General features: G+C 39.2%; 19 protein-coding genes. 9 read left to right on the top strand and 10 right to left on the bottom strand.

Annotated elements, in window-relative coordinates:
- Positions 1–168: 168 nt before the first annotated feature.
- Positions 169–441, bottom strand: a complete 273-nt coding sequence (locus tag MN086_RS05825) for a hypothetical protein (RefSeq protein ID WP_248575074.1) — start codon at positions 439–441, stop codon at positions 169–171.
- 83 nt (positions 442–524) lie between these two features.
- On the bottom strand, positions 525–920 hold the full coding sequence (locus tag MN086_RS05830; protein ID WP_248575075.1) for a hypothetical protein: 396 nt from the start codon (positions 918–920) through the stop codon (positions 525–527).
- Between the two features lie 109 nt (positions 921–1,029).
- On the opposite strand from MN086_RS05830, the gene MN086_RS05835 reads away from it, so the two are divergent.
- From MN086_RS05835 to MN086_RS05845, 3 genes are all read left to right on the top strand, one after another.
- Entirely contained in the window at positions 1,030–1,707 is a 678-nt protein-coding gene (locus tag MN086_RS05835; RefSeq protein ID WP_248575076.1) for a response regulator transcription factor, read from the top strand.
- Complete coding sequence (locus MN086_RS05840) at positions 1,704–2,858, top strand: HAMP domain-containing sensor histidine kinase (protein WP_248575077.1); 1,155 nt, start codon at positions 1,704–1,706, stop codon at positions 2,856–2,858. Before MN086_RS05835 ends, MN086_RS05840 begins: the two co-directional genes overlap by 4 nt.
- Before the next feature lie 88 nt (positions 2,859–2,946).
- Positions 2,947–3,249, top strand: a complete 303-nt coding sequence (locus MN086_RS05845) for a c-type cytochrome (protein ID WP_248575078.1) — start codon at positions 2,947–2,949, stop codon at positions 3,247–3,249.
- Between the two features lie 23 nt (positions 3,250–3,272).
- On the opposite strand, the gene MN086_RS05850 is transcribed toward MN086_RS05845, so the two are convergent.
- The 6 genes from MN086_RS05850 to MN086_RS05875 all read right to left on the bottom strand — a co-directional run bounded on the left by MN086_RS05850 (position 3,273) and on the right by MN086_RS05875 (position 6,989).
- Positions 3,273–3,695: a hypothetical protein gene (locus MN086_RS05850; RefSeq protein WP_248575079.1), complete on the bottom strand. Its 423-nt coding sequence runs from the start codon at positions 3,693–3,695 to the stop codon at positions 3,273–3,275.
- Between the two features lie 6 nt (positions 3,696–3,701).
- Positions 3,702–4,271, bottom strand: a complete 570-nt coding sequence (locus tag MN086_RS05855) for a DUF2202 domain-containing protein (RefSeq protein ID WP_248575080.1) — start codon at positions 4,269–4,271, stop codon at positions 3,702–3,704.
- Positions 4,272–4,370: 99 nt separating this feature from the next.
- A complete protein-coding gene (locus tag MN086_RS05860) occupies positions 4,371–6,101 on the bottom strand; it encodes an FMN-binding glutamate synthase family protein (protein ID WP_248575081.1) in 1,731 nt (576 codons plus the stop codon).
- Positions 6,094–6,534, bottom strand: coding sequence for a DoxX family protein (locus MN086_RS05865; protein ID WP_248575082.1), 441 nt, complete (start codon positions 6,532–6,534; stop codon positions 6,094–6,096). Before MN086_RS05865 ends, MN086_RS05860 begins: the two co-directional genes overlap by 8 nt.
- 64 nt (positions 6,535–6,598) lie before the next feature.
- The gene (locus MN086_RS05870; RefSeq protein WP_248575083.1) at positions 6,599–6,817 is read right to left on the bottom strand and encodes a hypothetical protein; all 219 of its coding nucleotides are present in this window, start codon (positions 6,815–6,817) and stop codon (positions 6,599–6,601) included.
- Positions 6,795–6,989, bottom strand: coding sequence for a hypothetical protein (locus MN086_RS05875; protein WP_248575084.1), 195 nt, complete (start codon positions 6,987–6,989; stop codon positions 6,795–6,797). The genes MN086_RS05870 and MN086_RS05875 overlap by 23 nt, the downstream gene beginning before the upstream one ends.
- A 122-nt stretch (positions 6,990–7,111) precedes the next feature.
- On the opposite strand from MN086_RS05875, the gene nhaA reads away from it, so the two are divergent.
- A complete protein-coding gene (nhaA, locus tag MN086_RS05880; protein ID WP_248575085.1) occupies positions 7,112–8,320 on the top strand; it encodes a Na+/H+ antiporter NhaA in 1,209 nt (402 codons plus the stop codon).
- 65 nt (positions 8,321–8,385) lie between these two features.
- Positions 8,386–8,535: a hypothetical protein gene (locus MN086_RS05885; protein WP_248575086.1), complete on the top strand. Its 150-nt coding sequence runs from the start codon at positions 8,386–8,388 to the stop codon at positions 8,533–8,535.
- A gap of 54 nt (positions 8,536–8,589) precedes the next feature.
- Here the strand turns inward: MN086_RS05885 and MN086_RS05890 are convergent, their stop codons facing one another.
- Complete coding sequence (locus MN086_RS05890; protein ID WP_248575087.1) at positions 8,590–9,993, bottom strand: MBL fold metallo-hydrolase RNA specificity domain-containing protein; 1,404 nt, start codon at positions 9,991–9,993, stop codon at positions 8,590–8,592.
- A gap of 209 nt (positions 9,994–10,202) precedes the next feature.
- Here MN086_RS05890 and mgtE point away from each other — a divergent pair, with 209 nt between their 5' ends.
- Together mgtE and MN086_RS05900 are read left to right on the top strand one after the other, a co-directional pair.
- Positions 10,203–11,597, top strand: a complete 1,395-nt coding sequence (mgtE, locus tag MN086_RS05895; RefSeq protein ID WP_248575088.1) for a magnesium transporter — start codon at positions 10,203–10,205, stop codon at positions 11,595–11,597.
- A gap of 12 nt (positions 11,598–11,609) precedes the next feature.
- Positions 11,610–12,761: a calcium:proton antiporter gene (locus tag MN086_RS05900; protein ID WP_248575089.1), complete on the top strand. Its 1,152-nt coding sequence runs from the start codon at positions 11,610–11,612 to the stop codon at positions 12,759–12,761.
- A 13-nt stretch (positions 12,762–12,774) separates the two neighbouring features.
- Here the strand turns inward: MN086_RS05900 and ppsA are convergent, their stop codons facing one another.
- Positions 12,775–15,186 (bottom strand): phosphoenolpyruvate synthase, encoded by a 2,412-nt coding sequence (gene ppsA, locus MN086_RS05905; RefSeq protein ID WP_248575090.1) that lies wholly within the window; start codon positions 15,184–15,186, stop codon positions 12,775–12,777.
- A 190-nt stretch (positions 15,187–15,376) separates the two neighbouring features.
- On the opposite strand from ppsA, the gene MN086_RS05910 reads away from it, so the two are divergent.
- The gene (locus tag MN086_RS05910; RefSeq protein WP_248575091.1) at positions 15,377–16,234 is read left to right on the top strand and encodes a TIGR01777 family oxidoreductase; all 858 of its coding nucleotides are present in this window, start codon (positions 15,377–15,379) and stop codon (positions 16,232–16,234) included.
- A 121-nt stretch (positions 16,235–16,355) separates the two neighbouring features.
- Positions 16,356–17,123 carry an endonuclease/exonuclease/phosphatase family protein gene (locus tag MN086_RS05915; RefSeq protein ID WP_248575092.1) on the top strand — a complete coding sequence of 256 codons (768 nt, stop codon included), beginning with the start codon at positions 16,356–16,358 and terminating at the stop codon, positions 17,121–17,123.
- Positions 17,124–17,138 lie beyond the last annotated feature (15 nt).

Raw genomic sequence — 17,138 nt, forward strand, 5'->3', positions numbered from 1 at the left:
GCAAAAAGGTTCAAGCATGGATATATGTAACTACTTTATCGGTTATAGTAATTTGTCTTTTATAGATGAGAGTTTTCAGTAAATTGATTGGTAAAAGAGTATGCATGCATGATGTAGAGTGCATTTTTGGTAAAGGGTAACCCCTTTACACATATGATTGAGAAAGTTTTAGTGACGACCGCCCCCACCGCTTCTTTGGCCAGAAGATGATCTCATGCCTGATCTGTTTGAATTGGTACCATTATATCTGTATTGGTTCTGATACTGGTATTTATATTGATTTTTATCTCTACTGCCTGTACCGTCTTTTAGCCTTTTTTGGTATTTCTGTTGAAGCTGTTGTTCCATACGAAGATGCTCTTGAAGTGTATCTTGCGCTGCAAATAGTGAAGGAGAAGCAAGCAGTGCTATTGTACTTAATATACGTAAACTCTTTGTCATGTTAGATCCTTTGAATGTAAATATTATGTGTTACATTAAAAGTATAGGATAAGAGTGTGAAGCATCTATGAAGGAAAAGAGGTCTATCTTCTACCTCCGCCGCCGCTTCCTCCACCTTGACCTGCTCCGCCACCCATGGATCCGCCCATGCCTGCATTTCCGCCGTATCCGCTCATGAAGTTCCCCTGTGCCGAACCGTCATTGAATTTGAATTTGAACCTGGATCTGTTGTCATAATCATAACTTTCTGATTTCTTTTCGGCCACAGCCTTATTTCCAGATTCTATATCATTTGATTTATATTCATCTTTAAATATAAAGCGTTTCTTATTTTTAGACGGTTTCTTTTGAGGCTCAGGTTTAGTCAGTGCTTTCTTCTGCCCAGCTTCTTGAAGGATATTACCTAATCCTTTCTGCTCTGCATGAAGTGACATGGTGCCAAATATACAAAGTGTAGGAAGTAAATATTTACATTTCATTATTCGCACCTTTCTCAATTTTTGTTTATTATAGTACAAAAGTATGAAAAAAGTATGAACTACTCTTTTCATGAGTATGTTATAATCATGGTAAATATCAGGAGTACCGATGAAAATATTATTATTGGAAGATGATATAGGTTTGGCAGATATCATGTCAGAGTACCTTGAAGACAATGATTTTGAGCTTGACCTTGTCTATGATGGAGAGGAAGCCCTAGATAAAGCCTATGAAACACAGTATGATCTCTATATCTTCGATGTCAATGTGCCTGCGATCAAAGGTTTTGATCTATTGAAAACATTGCGGGACAATGGTGATGCGACCCCTACGATATTTGTGACATCACTCAATGACATAGAGGATGTATCACAAGGCTTTGAAAGCGGTGCAGATGATTACCTCAAAAAACCTTTTGAACTTGCGGAACTTCTTTTACGTATTAAAAACATTCAGAAGCGTTCTTTTGCACAAAAACGTTCTACCCTGATACAGATAGATAAAGATATCACTTTTGATATAGATACTGAATTACTCCATACAAACGGAGAGAGTGTTTCTCTGCCGCAAAAAGAACTTAAACTGCTCAAGCACTTTTTGAAACATCCCAATGAGGTCGTCACATTTGAAAGTCTTTATGATGTACTATGGGATTATGATGAAACAGCCTCAGCTGAATCTCTAAGAGCACATATCAAAAACCTTAGAAAGCATCTTACAAAAGATATGATACAGAATCTAAGAGGTCTAGGTTACAGATTTGAAATGGAAACCTCGGACCGATGAAGGCCAGTACCAAAAGTGTCATTATTTTCATGGTGGTCTACCTGGGGTCACTCAGTATTTTAGCCACATGGGTAGGTTATCTTTATTATATAGACCAAAAGAATGCTTTGATCGAGAAGATGCATTTGGAAATGAGATACAAAGCAAGAAGTATTAATGCACAGTTGGAATACTACCATATGAACAAAAGCGAACAGTTCACTTTTTATGAAGAGGGGTACGATATCGCACTCTATGATAACAAAAGAGAACTGCTCGCTTCTACATTTATGGATGATATTGATTTTACCAAACTCTTTTATGCCAATGATGAGGAGTACTATCTTGTAGAGACACTCTACAAAGAATATCTTGATGTGAAATACATAGTGATCAAAAAACCTCTTGATGTACAAAAGTTAAATGAGATCATTGAAGAGATCACTCGCATAGCATTTTATGGGTTTGTTTTTATACTTTTTGTCGCACTGCTCTTGGCCAAGATCATGTTGTCTCCGATCAAAAGATCCATCGCCTCTCTCACCAAATTCATGAAAGATGCCACACATGAGATGAATACACCTATCAGTACGATACTGATGAGCTACGAACATATGGATAAACACAATCTCAATACAAAACAGCTTCGCTCACTTGATCGTATAGATATAGCAACCAAAACACTCTCCAGTCTTTACAGAGACCTCTCTTTTGCTTCTTTCCATGACTATATAGAGTATGAAGACACACCCATAGATGTAATAGATGTTGTGCTTGAAAGAATCAAATATATGGATACACTCATACAATTCAAAGGCTTAAAGGTGAACACGCTCTTAAAGCCCAAGACGATCAGTATGGATAAGCGAAAACTGATATTACTGATAGATAACCTACTCTCAAATGCGATAAAATTCTCCAAAAAAAATGGTGAGATCCAAGTGAATTTGACAGAGCAATACTTTTCTGTAAAAGACAATGGTATCGGCATTTCAAAAGAAGATCAAAAAAGTATCTTTGATCGTTTTAAATCCACGAACAGTTTACATGGAGGATTTGGTGTAGGACTGGATATAGTGAATCAGATCTGTAAAGAGTACGATATAAAGATCGAACTGGAATCAGAGCCGTCTAAAGGGAGTGAATTTAAATTAATCTGGTCAACAAAATAAAATAAACTCTATATACTACTTTCAGGTGATGAAATTTTTTTATTATTCTGCTATCATTTAATCTATTAAATGTTAGAGGAGAATATAAATGAGTTTAATGAGAATTGTGTTACCGGTACTTTCTACAAGTATGCTAATGGCAGCATCAGGTGAGTCGATCTATCAAACAAAATGTGCAAGCTGTCATGGTAAAATGGCAGAAAAGAAAGCTTTGGGACACTCAAATGTTATCAAAGGTATGCCAGTTGATCAATTTGTCAAACTTACAAAAGCATTTGCAACAGGTGAGAAAAAAGCTATACCTATCGCTAAAATTGTTAAAAAGCAATTCATTGATGGATATAGTGATGAAGAGATACGATCAGTTGCTGAATATGTCAATAAATTATAGCGGTGTAAAACCACTATAAAACCTTAATTAACTTTACGGCCTGCGTAGTAGTTTATTTTCCATCCATCTTTTTCTTTTGAAAAGTAGAGTTTCTTTATTTTCCCATCTTCTGTGTAGTCAATTGTCTGTCTTTTTTCTCCGTTCCATGATACAGACTTTATATCTATTTCAGGAGAGTTCTTTCTAGCAATGAGGTCGTAGGAAAGCTTGGTTTCAACCACTGCTAACGCATCTTCATCTTCTTTTATATTTTTCAGCAGTGCCTTGAACTCTTGGTCTCTCAACGATAATCTTAAGCCGAATGTTTCCAGAGTCATACTATACGACTCTGTTGTCATCAACTCTTTGACCGTGCTAAGATCACCGCTATACAGTGAAGTATAGTAAAGCGCAAGTATATCACTAGGCTCTAACAATGAAAAAGTACTGCTTCTATTTTTGAGCATAATAAATTATGCTCTTTCGATCGCAGTCTGAAATGCATCAAGGTGACTTAAACTACCCTCTTTCAGGCTTTCAAATACAGCTACAACATCTTCTGGCATACCTTCAGATGCATGCTCCAGGTCTTCAATGTCAGTGTATTCGATCAATTCACCTATTTTCAGTGCATCAAGAAGTGATTTTTCACCTTCACCCACACAAGTATCATAAAGTTCTTGCAGTACCGGTAATACAAAGCTTCCTACTGCATCTTCATCTACCCCTGAAGTGTCCACACCGTATTTTTCACACAATTCTTTTGCAGAATCCATATGTCTCTGTTCCGATATCTGAATAGAAGCAAATGTATTTTCATCGGTATAGATGTTACCCAGGGTAATATATACATCTCTAGCTACTTTTTCTTCCTGGTAGATGTAGAAGAGCATATCTTTTTGATCTTCTGTTAATACTACAGTGGTATCTGTAGTTTCTTTTTTTGCATAGGCTGAAGATGAAAGCAATGCTACACCACTTGCTCCTGCAACCAATATTTTAGTTAAAAAACTTCTTCTATCTTTAATATTATTCGTATTCATTTTAATCCTTTTAGAATATGTATTAATTACGAAAGCAGTATAAAATAGAAGTATGAAGAAAGTGTGAAGAAGAACATCACACTTACAAAGAGATAGTTTTTATGATTTACTTGAACAGTAGGCTTGGTTCTCTTCTCTTTTTTTTGAACGTACTATAACATCATCCATACTGAGCTCATCGATGTGTCTTTTACCCATCACGGCAAGCAGCGAACGTACACCATGAAGCAGTTGATGATGATAGAATGCAATGTGTTTTGATTTTTCAATGACAAGATATTTACTTCTTTTGGCCTCATTCATAGTATTGAGCCCAACAGGACAGTCCCTTCCGTTTGCCCCACTACACTCCCTCGCACGTATACAGCCTGCAGCGATCATGAAACCTCTGGCGATATTGATAAAGTCAGCACCATGACAAAGCAGATCAACCACATCATCAGGTGTCAGTACCTTCTCACTCGCGATGATCTTAATATGTTCTCTAAGTTCATATTCATTGAGCACTTCATTGACGATAAGGAGTGCTTCGCGTATTGGTAAACCGATTTTACTCATCATCTCCAAAGGTGCCGTCGCAGAACCGCCGTCACCGCCATCTATCGTAATAAAATCGGCAATATCTTTCCCCTCTGAGACTCTTTTTTTCAGCGCTTTGGCATAGGTCTCAAAGTTCTCTCGTGATGAGATCACGATCTTAAAACCTACCGGTTTATCTGATAGTTTCTGCAAACGTTCAATAAAATCAAAAAATGTCTCCATGTCGGGAGCATAAGGAAACCGATTGGGGCTTACAAGGTCTTTATGTGCAGGTACACCTCTATAGTAGGCAATATCATCACTCACCTTTGTTGCAAGCAGCTTACCTCCCGTCTGTTTTGCTCCCTGTGCCAGTTTTACTTCGGTCATGCGACAGAAACGCATCACTTTCTGGTAAAGATCATCACTGAAATTCCCCTCTTCATCCCTTACACCATACAGTCCGCTTCCCATCTGGAATGTAATATCCGGTATACCTTCGGATATGCTTTCCGGAAATGACTCTAAAGGGCTATGCCAATTAATTCGGAAATAAACCAGTCTGGCCCTGTCAAAAATGAAAGAACCTCTGTCTTTTTGTCGTACAACCATACGTCTGTAAAGGCGTTGAGAAACTTCTCTATTGGTAAAGAATCTCATGATCCTATAGATAGACTTGGCGAACCATGTTCCCTCTTTCATCTCAAGATAAGAACACTCACAATCCTTGAATTTGAGAGTTGCAAGGAAGTTAGAGGTCAAACCGCCCTCACCTGTATTGATAGGAAATTGTCCATTAAAAGCACCACGTGCATACGCTCGTGTTCCCTCCGGTGAGACCGCCCCATCACTCATAGCTGACCTGCCTATGATACTTTTACTCTCAAAGGGTATTTTTCTGTTATCACCAAACCGTACAGAAAAGTCAGCTTGTACTTCATGCAGTTCATTGACAAAATTGGCGTGCCTGAAAAGTGTTTTTTGATTACCGTAAGGATTGGAGGGAGAAAAAGACAAATAAGGATTTTCTCCATGTGACACTTTATTAATCCACTCAATTTTTTCAAAAGAATCATAAAATGTCTCATCTCCAAAATATTGGCGCATTGGATTTCTCAACATATAAAAAAGATATCTCATACGTCCTATAAGCGGAAAATTGATAAGAAGTTGATTTTTTCTTTGTATAAACCTATCATAAATTGCGATATTGACAAGTACCAGTATCAATATAATGAGTAAAAGTTTAATGAATATACCCCAGTCCGCAGAAAAAAGAGGGAAATAAGAGAAGAGATTTTCTTTAGTCATGTAGACCATCCTTGAACAATACCCTGTCCAAACTATATTTTCCAGCACCGAAACTGGCAAGAAACACAAGAAACAACAGATAGTAAAGTGGTATCTCCAATCCATTATTTGCAACGGAAAACCCATTTTCTATATGGACAAAAAATATGGCGCCCAACATTACACACGACAGTAAAATAGATATATAACGTGTAAAGAGTCCCAAAAACAGAAGGACGATTCCCATGGTTTCAATACTTGAAACGAGATAGGTTGATAAAAGGGGAACAGGAATAGCCATACTCTCAAACCATGTTACAGTATCTTCCAAATTGTTTATCTTAAGTAGAGCAGGTGTGGCAAATCCATAGGACAAGATCAGTCTAATTACTAACTTAATGAGGTTCTTAGGGTAAGAGAAAAGAACAGCAACCTCACTCATAAAATTTTTCATAAACACTCCTTTAAGGTATAGCGTATCTTCTCTATCTATATAAATTTACTGTAAGAATACAGTATTACATAGCTTTGGAACTAAACCGGCACTCACCCAGTGTAATGATCTTTCCCTTTTCTATCTGCGAGATGATGTATTTTAAAGTAGCCTCAGGATCTGTTTCAGGCATCTCTTCTGCTATCATACGCAGTGCATCTTTTTCACTGGTTTTCTGCCATCTTTTTTCATAGGTATATTGTGTATATAGCTCCACCAATTTATATCCAACCCAGTTCAGCAAAGATAGGTTCCATCTCCATCCACCAGTTTTCAAACCGTACAGAGACCTCTGCAATAGCATCATCTTCTTCTTTCCACTCTTTAAGTTTCTCAAGGATCAAAGGTTTATTCTCCTCAGATACTTTCGTGGATTTCTGTACATGTTCTATGACTTCTTCTATGTTCTTTTTCATACGACAACTCCTTTGTTCTTATTCTAGTTCATTCTCATATAATTGTCAATATTAACTTGCTATTTATTTTGATTAGTGAATTTTAGTTAGAATAATGAAATTTATAATAGAGGGTTAAAATCATGTTCACACAGTTTCTTCAGGATTTCATCAAAAAAGAATCAGCCGCAGGTATTTTACTGATCATTGCCACGATATTGGCACTGCTCCTCGAAAATTCTTTTATGTCCACGTTCTATACAAGTTTTCTACATACGCCTGTTGAAATACGTTTTGGAGATCTACAGATCGCTAAACCTCTTCTTTTATGGGTCAATGACGGTCTAATGGCAGTATTCTTCCTCGTGATAGGTCTTGAAATTAAGCGTGAAGTACAGGAAGGACATCTCTCTTCTCTTTCACAGATCACCTTACCGGGTATCGCTGCATTAGGTGGAATGATCGTACCTGCTTTGATCTTTATCGCATTCAATAGAGGTGAAGATTTTTCTATGAATGGATGGGCGATCCCTACGGCTACTGATATAGCCTTTGCTTTAGGTATCTTATCTCTACTTGGGAAGAGAGTTCCTGTCTCTTTAAAAGTATTTTTGATGGCATTGGCTATTATCGATGACTTAGGTGCTATTTTGATCATTGCATTCTTTTACACCAGTGAACTTTCAACCATGTCTATCACCATTGCAGCGATCGCACTTTTTATACTTTTGATTATGAACCGTATGCATGTCGCCATTAAGTCAGCCTATATCGTCGTAGGGATCATTCTATGGGTTTCCGTACTCAAGTCAGGGGTACACGCCACACTTGCAGGTGTTGCACTTGCTTTTATGATCCCTCTCTCTTCTAAAGATAAAGAAGGTAATCACTTCTCCATGGCAAAAGAGATGGAGTATGACCTCCATAACTGGGTCGCCTATATGATCTTGCCTCTCTTTGCATTTGTGAATGCAGGTGTTGACCTTCAAGGTATCTCCATAGAAGAGATGGCCGGCCCTGTACCCCTAGGGATCATGCTTGGTCTTTTTATCGGTAAACAAGTGGGTGTATTTGGTTTCTCCTGGTTGGCTATAAAAATGGGACTTGCCTCTTTACCACAAGGAAGTAACTGGACCTTAATGTATGGGGTCAGTGTCCTCACAGGGATTGGTTTTACCATGAGTCTTTTTGTAGATACACTGGCTTATAATGATACACAGATATACCATTATGCAGACAAATTGGCCATCCTGCTTGGATCATTTCTCTCTGCCATAGTCGGGTATATTATTTTATATCTAAAAACAGGCAGACCATCATTGGCTAATAGAGAAGAGGTTTTAGAAAAATAAAAGTCTTTTTGTCCTATCATATAAGAAGGTGTTTTAAATAACCTAAAACAGAAAAAGGATGGAGTATGATTGAAAAAAAACAGATTAAAAAGTACATTAAAAAACAGATGGACAGCATGCTTAAAAAAGAGCTGAAACAAGAAATCAAAAAGCATATTAAAGATTATAAGAAAAAAGAGAAAGCGGAGAAAGCAGCAAAAAAGAAAAATAAGTAACCCGGCTTTTTCACCTCGTTCACTCTTCAGATGGACGAGGGAAAACCCAAACCTTTATCCCAGATAGATCACCTCTTCATTCTCTACAATATGTGCTTTTTTATCTAGCGCATTTTCAATCACACTTCGTAAAATAGTCTGTTTGTCCTCTTCTCCATGTATCAGATAGATACGGTAAAGATCTTCCATCTGTGATATCCATTTGATGATCCCTTCCTGGTCCGCATGTGCAGAAAATCCGTTGATCGTATGCACACTTGCTTTGATCAGTATATCTTCATTAAATATCTTGACCCACCGTGCACCATCAACGATATGACGTCCCAACGTTCCAATAGCCTGATACCCCACGAATATAACGGCATTTTTAGGATTCCATAGACGATTTTTAAAGTGATGGATGATCCTTCCTCCCGTACACATACCACTCCCTGCTATGATAATGGCACGGGTATCCACCTCATTAATAGCTCTCGAGCCTTCAACATCGGGTGTATAAATAAGACTTTCAAAATCAAACACTGTCCCGTCTCTTTTTTTGTAATCCTGACACTTCTTACTGAGCAGATCACTGTAGTTATTGTAGACTTCAGTCGCACGTGTGGCCATAGGACTGTCTAAAAATATCTTACAATGGGGGAGTTCTTTCCTCTCATACATCTCTTTTAAGATGATCAGGATCTCTTGTGTACGTTCCACGGCAAATGAAGGTATCAGCACATTACCCCAATCACGCAGGGTATCGATGATCACACGTTTGAACTCTACGATACTTGCATCAAGGTCTTTGTGATTACGGTCACCATAGGTAGATTCTATATAGAGATAATTGGCATAGGGACATTTTGCCAGATTTTCCATGACCAGATTTTTATCATTGCCTATGTCTCCGGAAAATACAATGGTCTGTTCTACACTGTCTTCCTTATAGGTGATCTCTATAAAAGCGGCACCGAGTATATGCCCGGCATTGCGATAGGTCACTTTAAGAGACTCTTGAATGATGATCATAGTGTTGTCATACTCAGGATATTCCCATGTCAGATCAAATGCTGCTTCGACATCATCTTCATCGTACAAAGGTTCTCTCACATCGTCTTCTTTTCCCTTTCGCTGTGCTTTCCTGTAATTGGTCTCAAAATCCTCTTTCATGATCTTGGCACTGTCAAGGAGTATAATTTCTGCAATATCACGTGTGGCTTCCGTTGCATAGATCACACCGTTAAACCCTTCTTTGACCAGTTTAGGAATACGTCCGACATGGTCAAGGTGTGCATGTGTAATAAGAAGATAATCTATCTCGGAGGGCTCAAAACCAAATGCACAATAGTTTCGATCCTCTTCAGGTCCTTGAAACATACCGCAATCAATAAGGATACGAGGTCCGTGCTCGATCGCAAGCAAATGACAGGAGCCGGTTACTACTTTCGCCGCTCCGTGGGAAGTTACTGTTGCCATGATGATTCCTTTATATTATCTATATTTATTTTACTTTCTAATGGTTTGATTTGAGCTTAGATACATACAGTAAAAAAGGGTTTGAATGATAGATATATCTCTTTTTTATACCGTTACCATAAGCAAAAATATAACCGATACTAAGATATAATTTTCTATCTTACAGACGTTAAAAACGATAAAAAAAGTAAACAGATCAAGGATGCAAAATGCACTCCACTGACACCATCGGGAAAATAACAATGAATGAAGAATTTTTGCAAAAGTTAAATACGTTAGAACAACATATAGATCACTACAATGAGGGTATTGACATTGGGGTACACCCTTTTGATATCGCTGATCTGCTCATAGAGATCAGAGAAGTCGATGAAGAGCTCTATACTGCATCTTTAAATAAACTACCAAGAATACTTTTGGCAGAAGTACTTGTTGAGTTGCCAAAATCTTTACAAGAAGAGCTCTATACGCATTATGGTCCTAAAAAACTTGCAAAACTTACTGAATCACTCGATACGGATGATGCAGCAGTCTTGATACAGCATATTGAAGAAGTAGATGAAGAGAAAGCAGATGCTATCCTCTCCAATCTTTCTGAGGAAGATAGGGATACTCTTGAAGAACTGATCTCATATGAAGACCATGAAGCCGGTTCTTATATGCAGACAGAAGTTTTTGAAGCACATATAGATGAAACCATCGGTGCTTCAATACACCGTCTAAAAAAGATGAAAGCTAACAGAGAGATAGACAATGTCCATCATGTATTTGTTGTTTCAAACAAGAGAAAGTTCGTTGGTATGATACCCCTTGAAGATCTTATTCTTCATGGACCCAAAGAACTCTACAAGGATGTCATAGAAGAAGGAAAGATCACCATCTCGGTAGAGCCGCATGATGAGATAAAAAATGTGATCGAAACGGTTGCGAACTATGACCTCAGTGTGATCGCCGTGGTCAACAAAAGAGGCATACTCATGGGTCGTATCACTGCGGATGACATCTATGATATCATAGAGGAAGGTGCAACAGAGCAGATCTATCACCTTGCGGGTGTCAATGATACAGCCGAACAAGAGGAGAGTATTTGGAAGATCGGACGTGCAAGAGGACTCTGGCTGGGGATAAACCTTTTAACGGCGATTGCCGCATCTTTGGTCATCGGACTTTTCGACGCGACACTACAATCCCTGGTCGCACTTGCCATTCTAATGCCGATTGTTGCTTCTATGGGAGGTAATGCCGGGACACAAACACTGACGGTTACAGTCAGACAGATGGCACTGGGAGATATAGAGACGGATGAGGCAAAAAAAACCATTTATAAAGAGGTTTTCATCTCTTTGATGAATGGCATTGTGTATGCTGTAACCATGGGTTTGATCGCTTATATCTGGTTTCAATTGCCTATGCTCGGTATCGTCATAGGTCTAGCAATGATAGTGAATCTTCTATCTGCAGGATTCTTCGGTGCAGTGATTCCCTTGACACTCAAAAAATTCGGTGTAGACCCGGCCATAGGGTCCACTGTACTTTTAACAACGGTAACGGATGTAGTAGGCTTTTTCAGCTTTCTTGGACTTGCAACGATCATATTATTATAAAAGAGTATATCTATGGACACAACTGACACACGCTTAGAAGAATTTATAGAAGACTATTGGGATATTATCGTGGGGATGATCGCCATAGTGGCAGCGATCATTTTTCATCAACATGGAAATGGTTACCTGTCTACTGCTTTTGCAGCATTGGGTATTGCAACGCTTTCACTCACTGTATCAGAAGTGGCTGAAATACTTTCTCAGAGACTTGAAGAACCCTATGCAAGTTTTGTCCTGACCTTCAGTGCCGTCATCGTTGAGATCATTCTTCTGTATATCATCCTACTCCAAGCATTGTATGATCCAAAAGTCATAGAGACCGTCAAAGGCGGTATTATTTCGGCTGTGATCGTCGACATGAATGTACTTTTGGGTCTTGCCGTATTTATCGGTGGGTTGAAATTTACCGAACAGGAACATAACAAAGAGACTTCCAGTACCTATACTACCATACTGTTGGTGACAGCCCTTGCACTGCTTGTACCTAGCCTACTAAACCAGACTGACCATAACCCAAAAGTACTCAAAGAGGTAAGTATGATCATTGCGGTAGCCTTGATGTTCTTTTATATCATCATTTTTATTTTTCAGACAAGAACCCATACACACTTCTTCAAGGCAACAGCAAGAAGCAGGATGTTCAGACTGAGAAAACGGAAAGAGGAAGGGAAAGAGGAAGAGGTAGAGAGCAGTGTCTATATTTTTGAAAGATTTAATAATAGTGGAAATTTCATTACCATCTTTGTGCTGATCGCTATCATTTCTGTCGGTGCAGAGATGTTTGCAACCGATGGTATCAAGATGGCAAAAGATTTTGGGATATCTGCCGGACTGGCCGGTTTGATCATTGCGATCATTGCAGTTGCTCCTGAAATAGCTACCGCTGTCAAAGCAGCCAAAAATGACCAGATCCAAAGAGTGGTCAATATTGCCATGGGTGCCTCTGTGGTCTCGATCCTGCTTACGGTACCCATTTTACTCGGACTGGCCCACATCAGCGGGATCGATCTTTTTCTTGATTTTAATCCCCTGCAGATCGGTGCACTGATCATGACCATTATTCTGGCATGGAAAAGTACAGAAGAGGGACAGACCAACTACTTCGAAGGATTATCCCACCTGATGTTCTTTGTCTGTTATGCGATCATTGCAGCCTATTACTAGACTTCAAAAGTGGCTAGAGGTGTTTTGATTCCAGTTCACTGATGTGAGAGATCGTCTGTAACACTGTATCAGGATTCAAACTGATGGACTCTATACCCATTTTGACCAAAGCTTCTGCCATCTCAGGGTAATCCGAAGGTCCTTGTCCGCAGATGCCGCTGTGTCTGTGATTGCGTGTTGCACCCTCCACTGCCATTTCTATCATCTTCATCACACCAGGGTCGCGTTCATCATAATCAAAGGCAACGACTTCAGAATCTCTATCCACCCCAAGTGTCAATTGGGTCAGGTCATTGGAACCTATGCTTATCCCATCAAAAAGCGTACAGAATGCATCGATCTGTATCACATTATTCGGTATCTCACACATAACATAGACCTTTAAACCGTTCTCACCCCTCTTTAGACCGTATTTCTCCATAGCATCCAATACTCTCTTCCCCTCTTCTACTCTACGACAAAACGGTATCATCAAAATGACATTATCAAACCCCATCTCTTCTCTGACATGTTTCATTGCTGCACATTCCAGTGCAAACCCTTCTTCATAGTTTGGGTGGGTATAGCGTGAAGCACCGCGGAAACCGATCATAGGATTGGCTTCATCCAGTTCAAAGAACTCTCCACCAAGCAATGAAGCGTATTCATTCGATTTAAAATCGCTCATCCTTACTACACAAGGGTGAGGATAGACTGAGGATGCAATACTGGCAACCCCTTCGGAGAGGACTTTGACAAAATAGGATTGAGGATTGTCATAGGCAGCTGTAAGCTGACCGATCTTTCTATCTGTAGTCTCATCGATCTTTTCAGGGTGGATCAGTGCCATCGGATGTACTTTGATGGAGGTATTGATAATAAACTCCATACGTGCCAGTCCTATACCATCGACAGGAAGTGAGGCCAATGTAAATGCCATATCCGGGTTCCCAAGATTCATCATGATCTGTGTCTTGGTCTTAGGTAGAGTACTAAGATCTGTTTTAGTGATCTCAAAATCTAAAATACCTTCATGCACAAACCCGGTTTCACCCTCCGCACAGCTTACAGTGATCTCTTGACCGTCTTCTAACATTTCAACAGCATTTTCGACACCGACAATAGCTGGTTTCCCCAACTCTCTTGAAACAATGGCTGCATGACAGGTTCTTCCTCCAGTATTCGTCACAATTGCCGAGGCGATCTTCATCACAGGTTCCCAATCAGGACTGGTCGTTTCTGCCACTAGTACATCACCAGCTTTAAAATCATCCAGGTTACTCGGATCAACGATCTTACATACTTTTCCCGCACCTATTTTCGTACCCACAGCTTGACCTGTAAGTAACACTTTACTCTGTTCTTTTAATCGGTACATTTCAAGATGTCGGGTTTCTCTTCTGGATTCCACCGTTTCCGGACGTGCCTGCACGATGTAGATCTCTCCATCCACACCGTCTTTTGCCCACTCCATATCCATCGGTTTCTGATATCCTGCCTGTTTCGAGTAGTGTTCTTCGATTTTGATGGCATACTCAGCCAGAAGCAGCACATCCTCATCATTAATGCAGAACTTCTCTTTTTCTTCTTTAGGGGTATCTATATTCTTCGTATACTCAACGGAAAGATTATCCTGGTTGATACTCTCTGAGAAGATCATTTTGAGTGCTTTAGAGCCAAGTTTTCTTCTTAAGACGGCACAATACCCTTTTTTAAATGTGGGTTTATGGACATAAAAACTGTCCGGAGCAATACTCCCCTGTACAATGTTCTCTCCCAAACCGTACGCAGCATTGATAAAAACAACATCTTTAAACCCTGTCTCGGAATCAATAGAGAACATGACCCCGCTCTCACCAATGTCACTTCTTACCATTTTCATTACAACGACGCTCAGATAGACTTTCATATTATCAAATCCATGGACAAATTTGTAATGTATGGAACGGTCTGTAAAATTTGAAGCCAGACAGCGCTTATAAGCATCCAACAGGGCATCCAACCCTTGAATGTTCAGATAACTTTCATTTTGTCCGGCAAAGGATGCTTCCGGAGAGTCTTCGGCGGTTGCAGAGCTTCTTACTGCGAGACTTACATCCTCGCCATATTCTTCTTTTAGTGCTTGATACGCTTGATCTATCTGATCTATCATCTCATCGGGTAGTGTGCAGTTATGGATGATCTCGCGACAGCGCTTTCCTCTTTCCTGTAACTGAGTGACATCATCGGGGTCAAGATCATCCAGTTGCGTATGCAGTTTTCCCCAGACGTCATTACTGTCAAGCACAAAACGATAGGCATCCGCAGTGATCGCAAACCCATTAGGGATTCGGATACCTTCCTGCGTTAGGTTTTGATACATCTCACCGAGTGAGGCATTTTTACCACCGACCAGGTCAACATCTTCTATAGCAAGTTCATTAAACCATTTAATATACTGAGACATAAGCCATCCTTTTTATTATTCTACACCCAAATAGTTAACAGGATAATATATTTGACTATAATAGATATTTATTTCGAATACACAAGTATTACATAAAACATGTTTAAAATAACAAAGTCATGGATCTGTAAAATGTATATGTAGGTTGACATATCCTTTCTTAACTCTCATGATAAAGGAGATTGAAATAATGAAAAAAATAGCAATTATCGGGGCTAACGGCTACATAGGGATGTATATGCAATCGTTTTTCAAGGCAGAAGGCTATACTGTGTTTCCTTTAGGAAGAAAAGATATCGAAAAGAATATACCAGAGATCACCAAAGTACTAGAAGGAGTAGACATCATCATCAATCTCGCCGGTGCACCGATCATCCACAGGTGGAATGATGCCTATAAAAAAGTCCTATATGACAGTAGGATCATCACGACCAAGAAGATCGTGACGGCTATGTCAAACATGAAAAAGAAACCGGAACTTTTTATCTCTACCTCTGCCATCGGTATTTATGCTACGAACGGTCCCATGAGTGAATCAAACTATACCTACTCGGATAATTTTTTAGCGAAGATCTGTAAAGATTGGGAAGCTGAAGCTCAACGTGCAGATGCATTTACCAGGGTGGTTATTTTTCGTTTCGGTGTTGTACTGGGCAAAGGAGGCGGTGCACTCTCTAAAATGCTGCCATCTTTCAAATTAGGTATTGCTGGGACCATTGGAGATGGTAGTGAGCCATTTAGCTGGATACACATATCTGATCTTCTCAATGCTTATATGTTCGTATTCAGTCACAATGACTTAAAAGGTACTTTCAATCTCTCCTCACCAAATCCTGTCACGAACAAAGTGCTCACGAAAACACTTGGGAAAATATTGCATAGGCCCACAGTGATACCCTTACCAAAATTTGTCCTGAGATTTCTCTATTCAGAAGGTGCAACGGTACTGACCGAAGGACAACGTGTTATCCCTGAAAGATTATTAGAACGTCACTTCGTCTTCAAATACCCAACCATAGAAGAGGCGCTTAGAGAAGTATTGGATTAGATATTTCATCCTCTACTTAATGAGATATTATTTTTTTTACTATTGATAGTGCTTTCTTCTATGGGTCCAGTATTTCTATGACAGGGAAAAAATCCTACGCCATTTTATGCTATAATATTTCATGTTGAACGAATTAAAATCCCTGATCATAAAACCTTCTCTATATCATCACAGTTATTCTCATACCGTGTGTGATGATACCGTTCCAAATGAGTTCAGTGTGCTTTGCTGGAATGTGCATAAGAACAATGATACCTTTTCCTTCAGTAACTATATAGAAGAATTTTCCAAAAAAAAACCGGTTGACTTCTATCTATTCCAGGAAGCTGATTTTAAACACAATACGGAACTCAATCTTCCAAGCCTCACATTCAATGCTGCAGCAAATCTGGAAAAAGGTTCTACATTTTACGGAGTTCTGACAGCAAGCAGATGTAAAACAGAGTACAGCAAGCCTTTTCTGTCACATGGCAAGGAGCTCATGTTCGGTCCCCGTAAAAGCCTGCTTTTGACGAAACACGCTTTTGAAGACGGTTCACCCTTATTGATCTTAAATCTTCATGCAATCAATTTCAGAGAAAACAGACACTACTACAAAGAGATAGACAACATCATGCATATCATTGACGATTATGATGGTGCCATGATCATCGCAGGTGACTTCAACTCTTGGAATCAAAGAAGAATGAAATTCCTTCATACCAAAATGAAAGAGCTGTATTTTACCCCTGTACCTTTTTCAAAAAGTGACAGGGTGAAGTCTTTTATGAGAAATCATTTGGATTTTATTTTTTACAGAGGTATTGAACTTCTTGAACACAGTATAGAAAGAAACCATAAGCTCTCTGATCACCATCCTCTATTTGCCAGGTTCGCCAAGTATAAGTAAAAAGTTATACATAAG

It is taken from the genome of Sulfurovum sp. XGS-02, assembly GCF_023213175.1.
Lineage (GTDB): Bacteria > Campylobacterota > Campylobacteria > Campylobacterales > Sulfurovaceae > Sulfurovum.

Coding starts and splice junctions, on each gene's coding strand:
- MN086_RS05860 (WP_248575081.1), bottom strand. CDS start 6,101: ATGACTAAAGAAAATCTCTTCTCTTATTTCCCTCTTTTTTCTGCGGAC.
- mgtE (WP_248575088.1), top strand. CDS start 10,203: ATGCACTCCACTGACACCATCGGGAAAATAACAATGAATGAAGAATTT.
- MN086_RS05825 (WP_248575074.1), bottom strand. CDS start 441: ATGACAAAGAGTTTACGTATATTAAGTACAATAGCACTGCTTGCTTCT.
- MN086_RS05845 (WP_248575078.1), top strand. CDS start 2,947: ATGAGTTTAATGAGAATTGTGTTACCGGTACTTTCTACAAGTATGCTA.
- ppsA (WP_248575090.1), bottom strand. CDS start 15,186: ATGTCTCAGTATATTAAATGGTTTAATGAACTTGCTATAGAAGATGTT.
- MN086_RS05835 (WP_248575076.1), top strand. CDS start 1,030: ATGAAAATATTATTATTGGAAGATGATATAGGTTTGGCAGATATCATG.
- MN086_RS05900 (WP_248575089.1), top strand. CDS start 11,610: ATGGACACAACTGACACACGCTTAGAAGAATTTATAGAAGACTATTGG.
- MN086_RS05890 (WP_248575087.1), bottom strand. CDS start 9,993: ATGGCAACAGTAACTTCCCACGGAGCGGCGAAAGTAGTAACCGGCTCC.
- MN086_RS05850 (WP_248575079.1), bottom strand. CDS start 3,695: ATGCTCAAAAATAGAAGCAGTACTTTTTCATTGTTAGAGCCTAGTGAT.
- MN086_RS05865 (WP_248575082.1), bottom strand. CDS start 6,534: ATGAAAAATTTTATGAGTGAGGTTGCTGTTCTTTTCTCTTACCCTAAG.
- nhaA (WP_248575085.1), top strand. CDS start 7,112: ATGTTCACACAGTTTCTTCAGGATTTCATCAAAAAAGAATCAGCCGCA.
- MN086_RS05855 (WP_248575080.1), bottom strand. CDS start 4,271: ATGAATACGAATAATATTAAAGATAGAAGAAGTTTTTTAACTAAAATA.
- MN086_RS05840 (WP_248575077.1), top strand. CDS start 1,704: ATGAAGGCCAGTACCAAAAGTGTCATTATTTTCATGGTGGTCTACCTG.
- MN086_RS05885 (WP_248575086.1), top strand. CDS start 8,386: ATGATTGAAAAAAAACAGATTAAAAAGTACATTAAAAAACAGATGGAC.
- MN086_RS05875 (WP_248575084.1), bottom strand. CDS start 6,989: ATGAAAAAGAACATAGAAGAAGTCATAGAACATGTACAGAAATCCACG.
- MN086_RS05830 (WP_248575075.1), bottom strand. CDS start 920: ATGAAATGTAAATATTTACTTCCTACACTTTGTATATTTGGCACCATG.
- MN086_RS05910 (WP_248575091.1), top strand. CDS start 15,377: ATGAAAAAAATAGCAATTATCGGGGCTAACGGCTACATAGGGATGTAT.
- MN086_RS05915 (WP_248575092.1), top strand. CDS start 16,356: ATGTTGAACGAATTAAAATCCCTGATCATAAAACCTTCTCTATATCAT.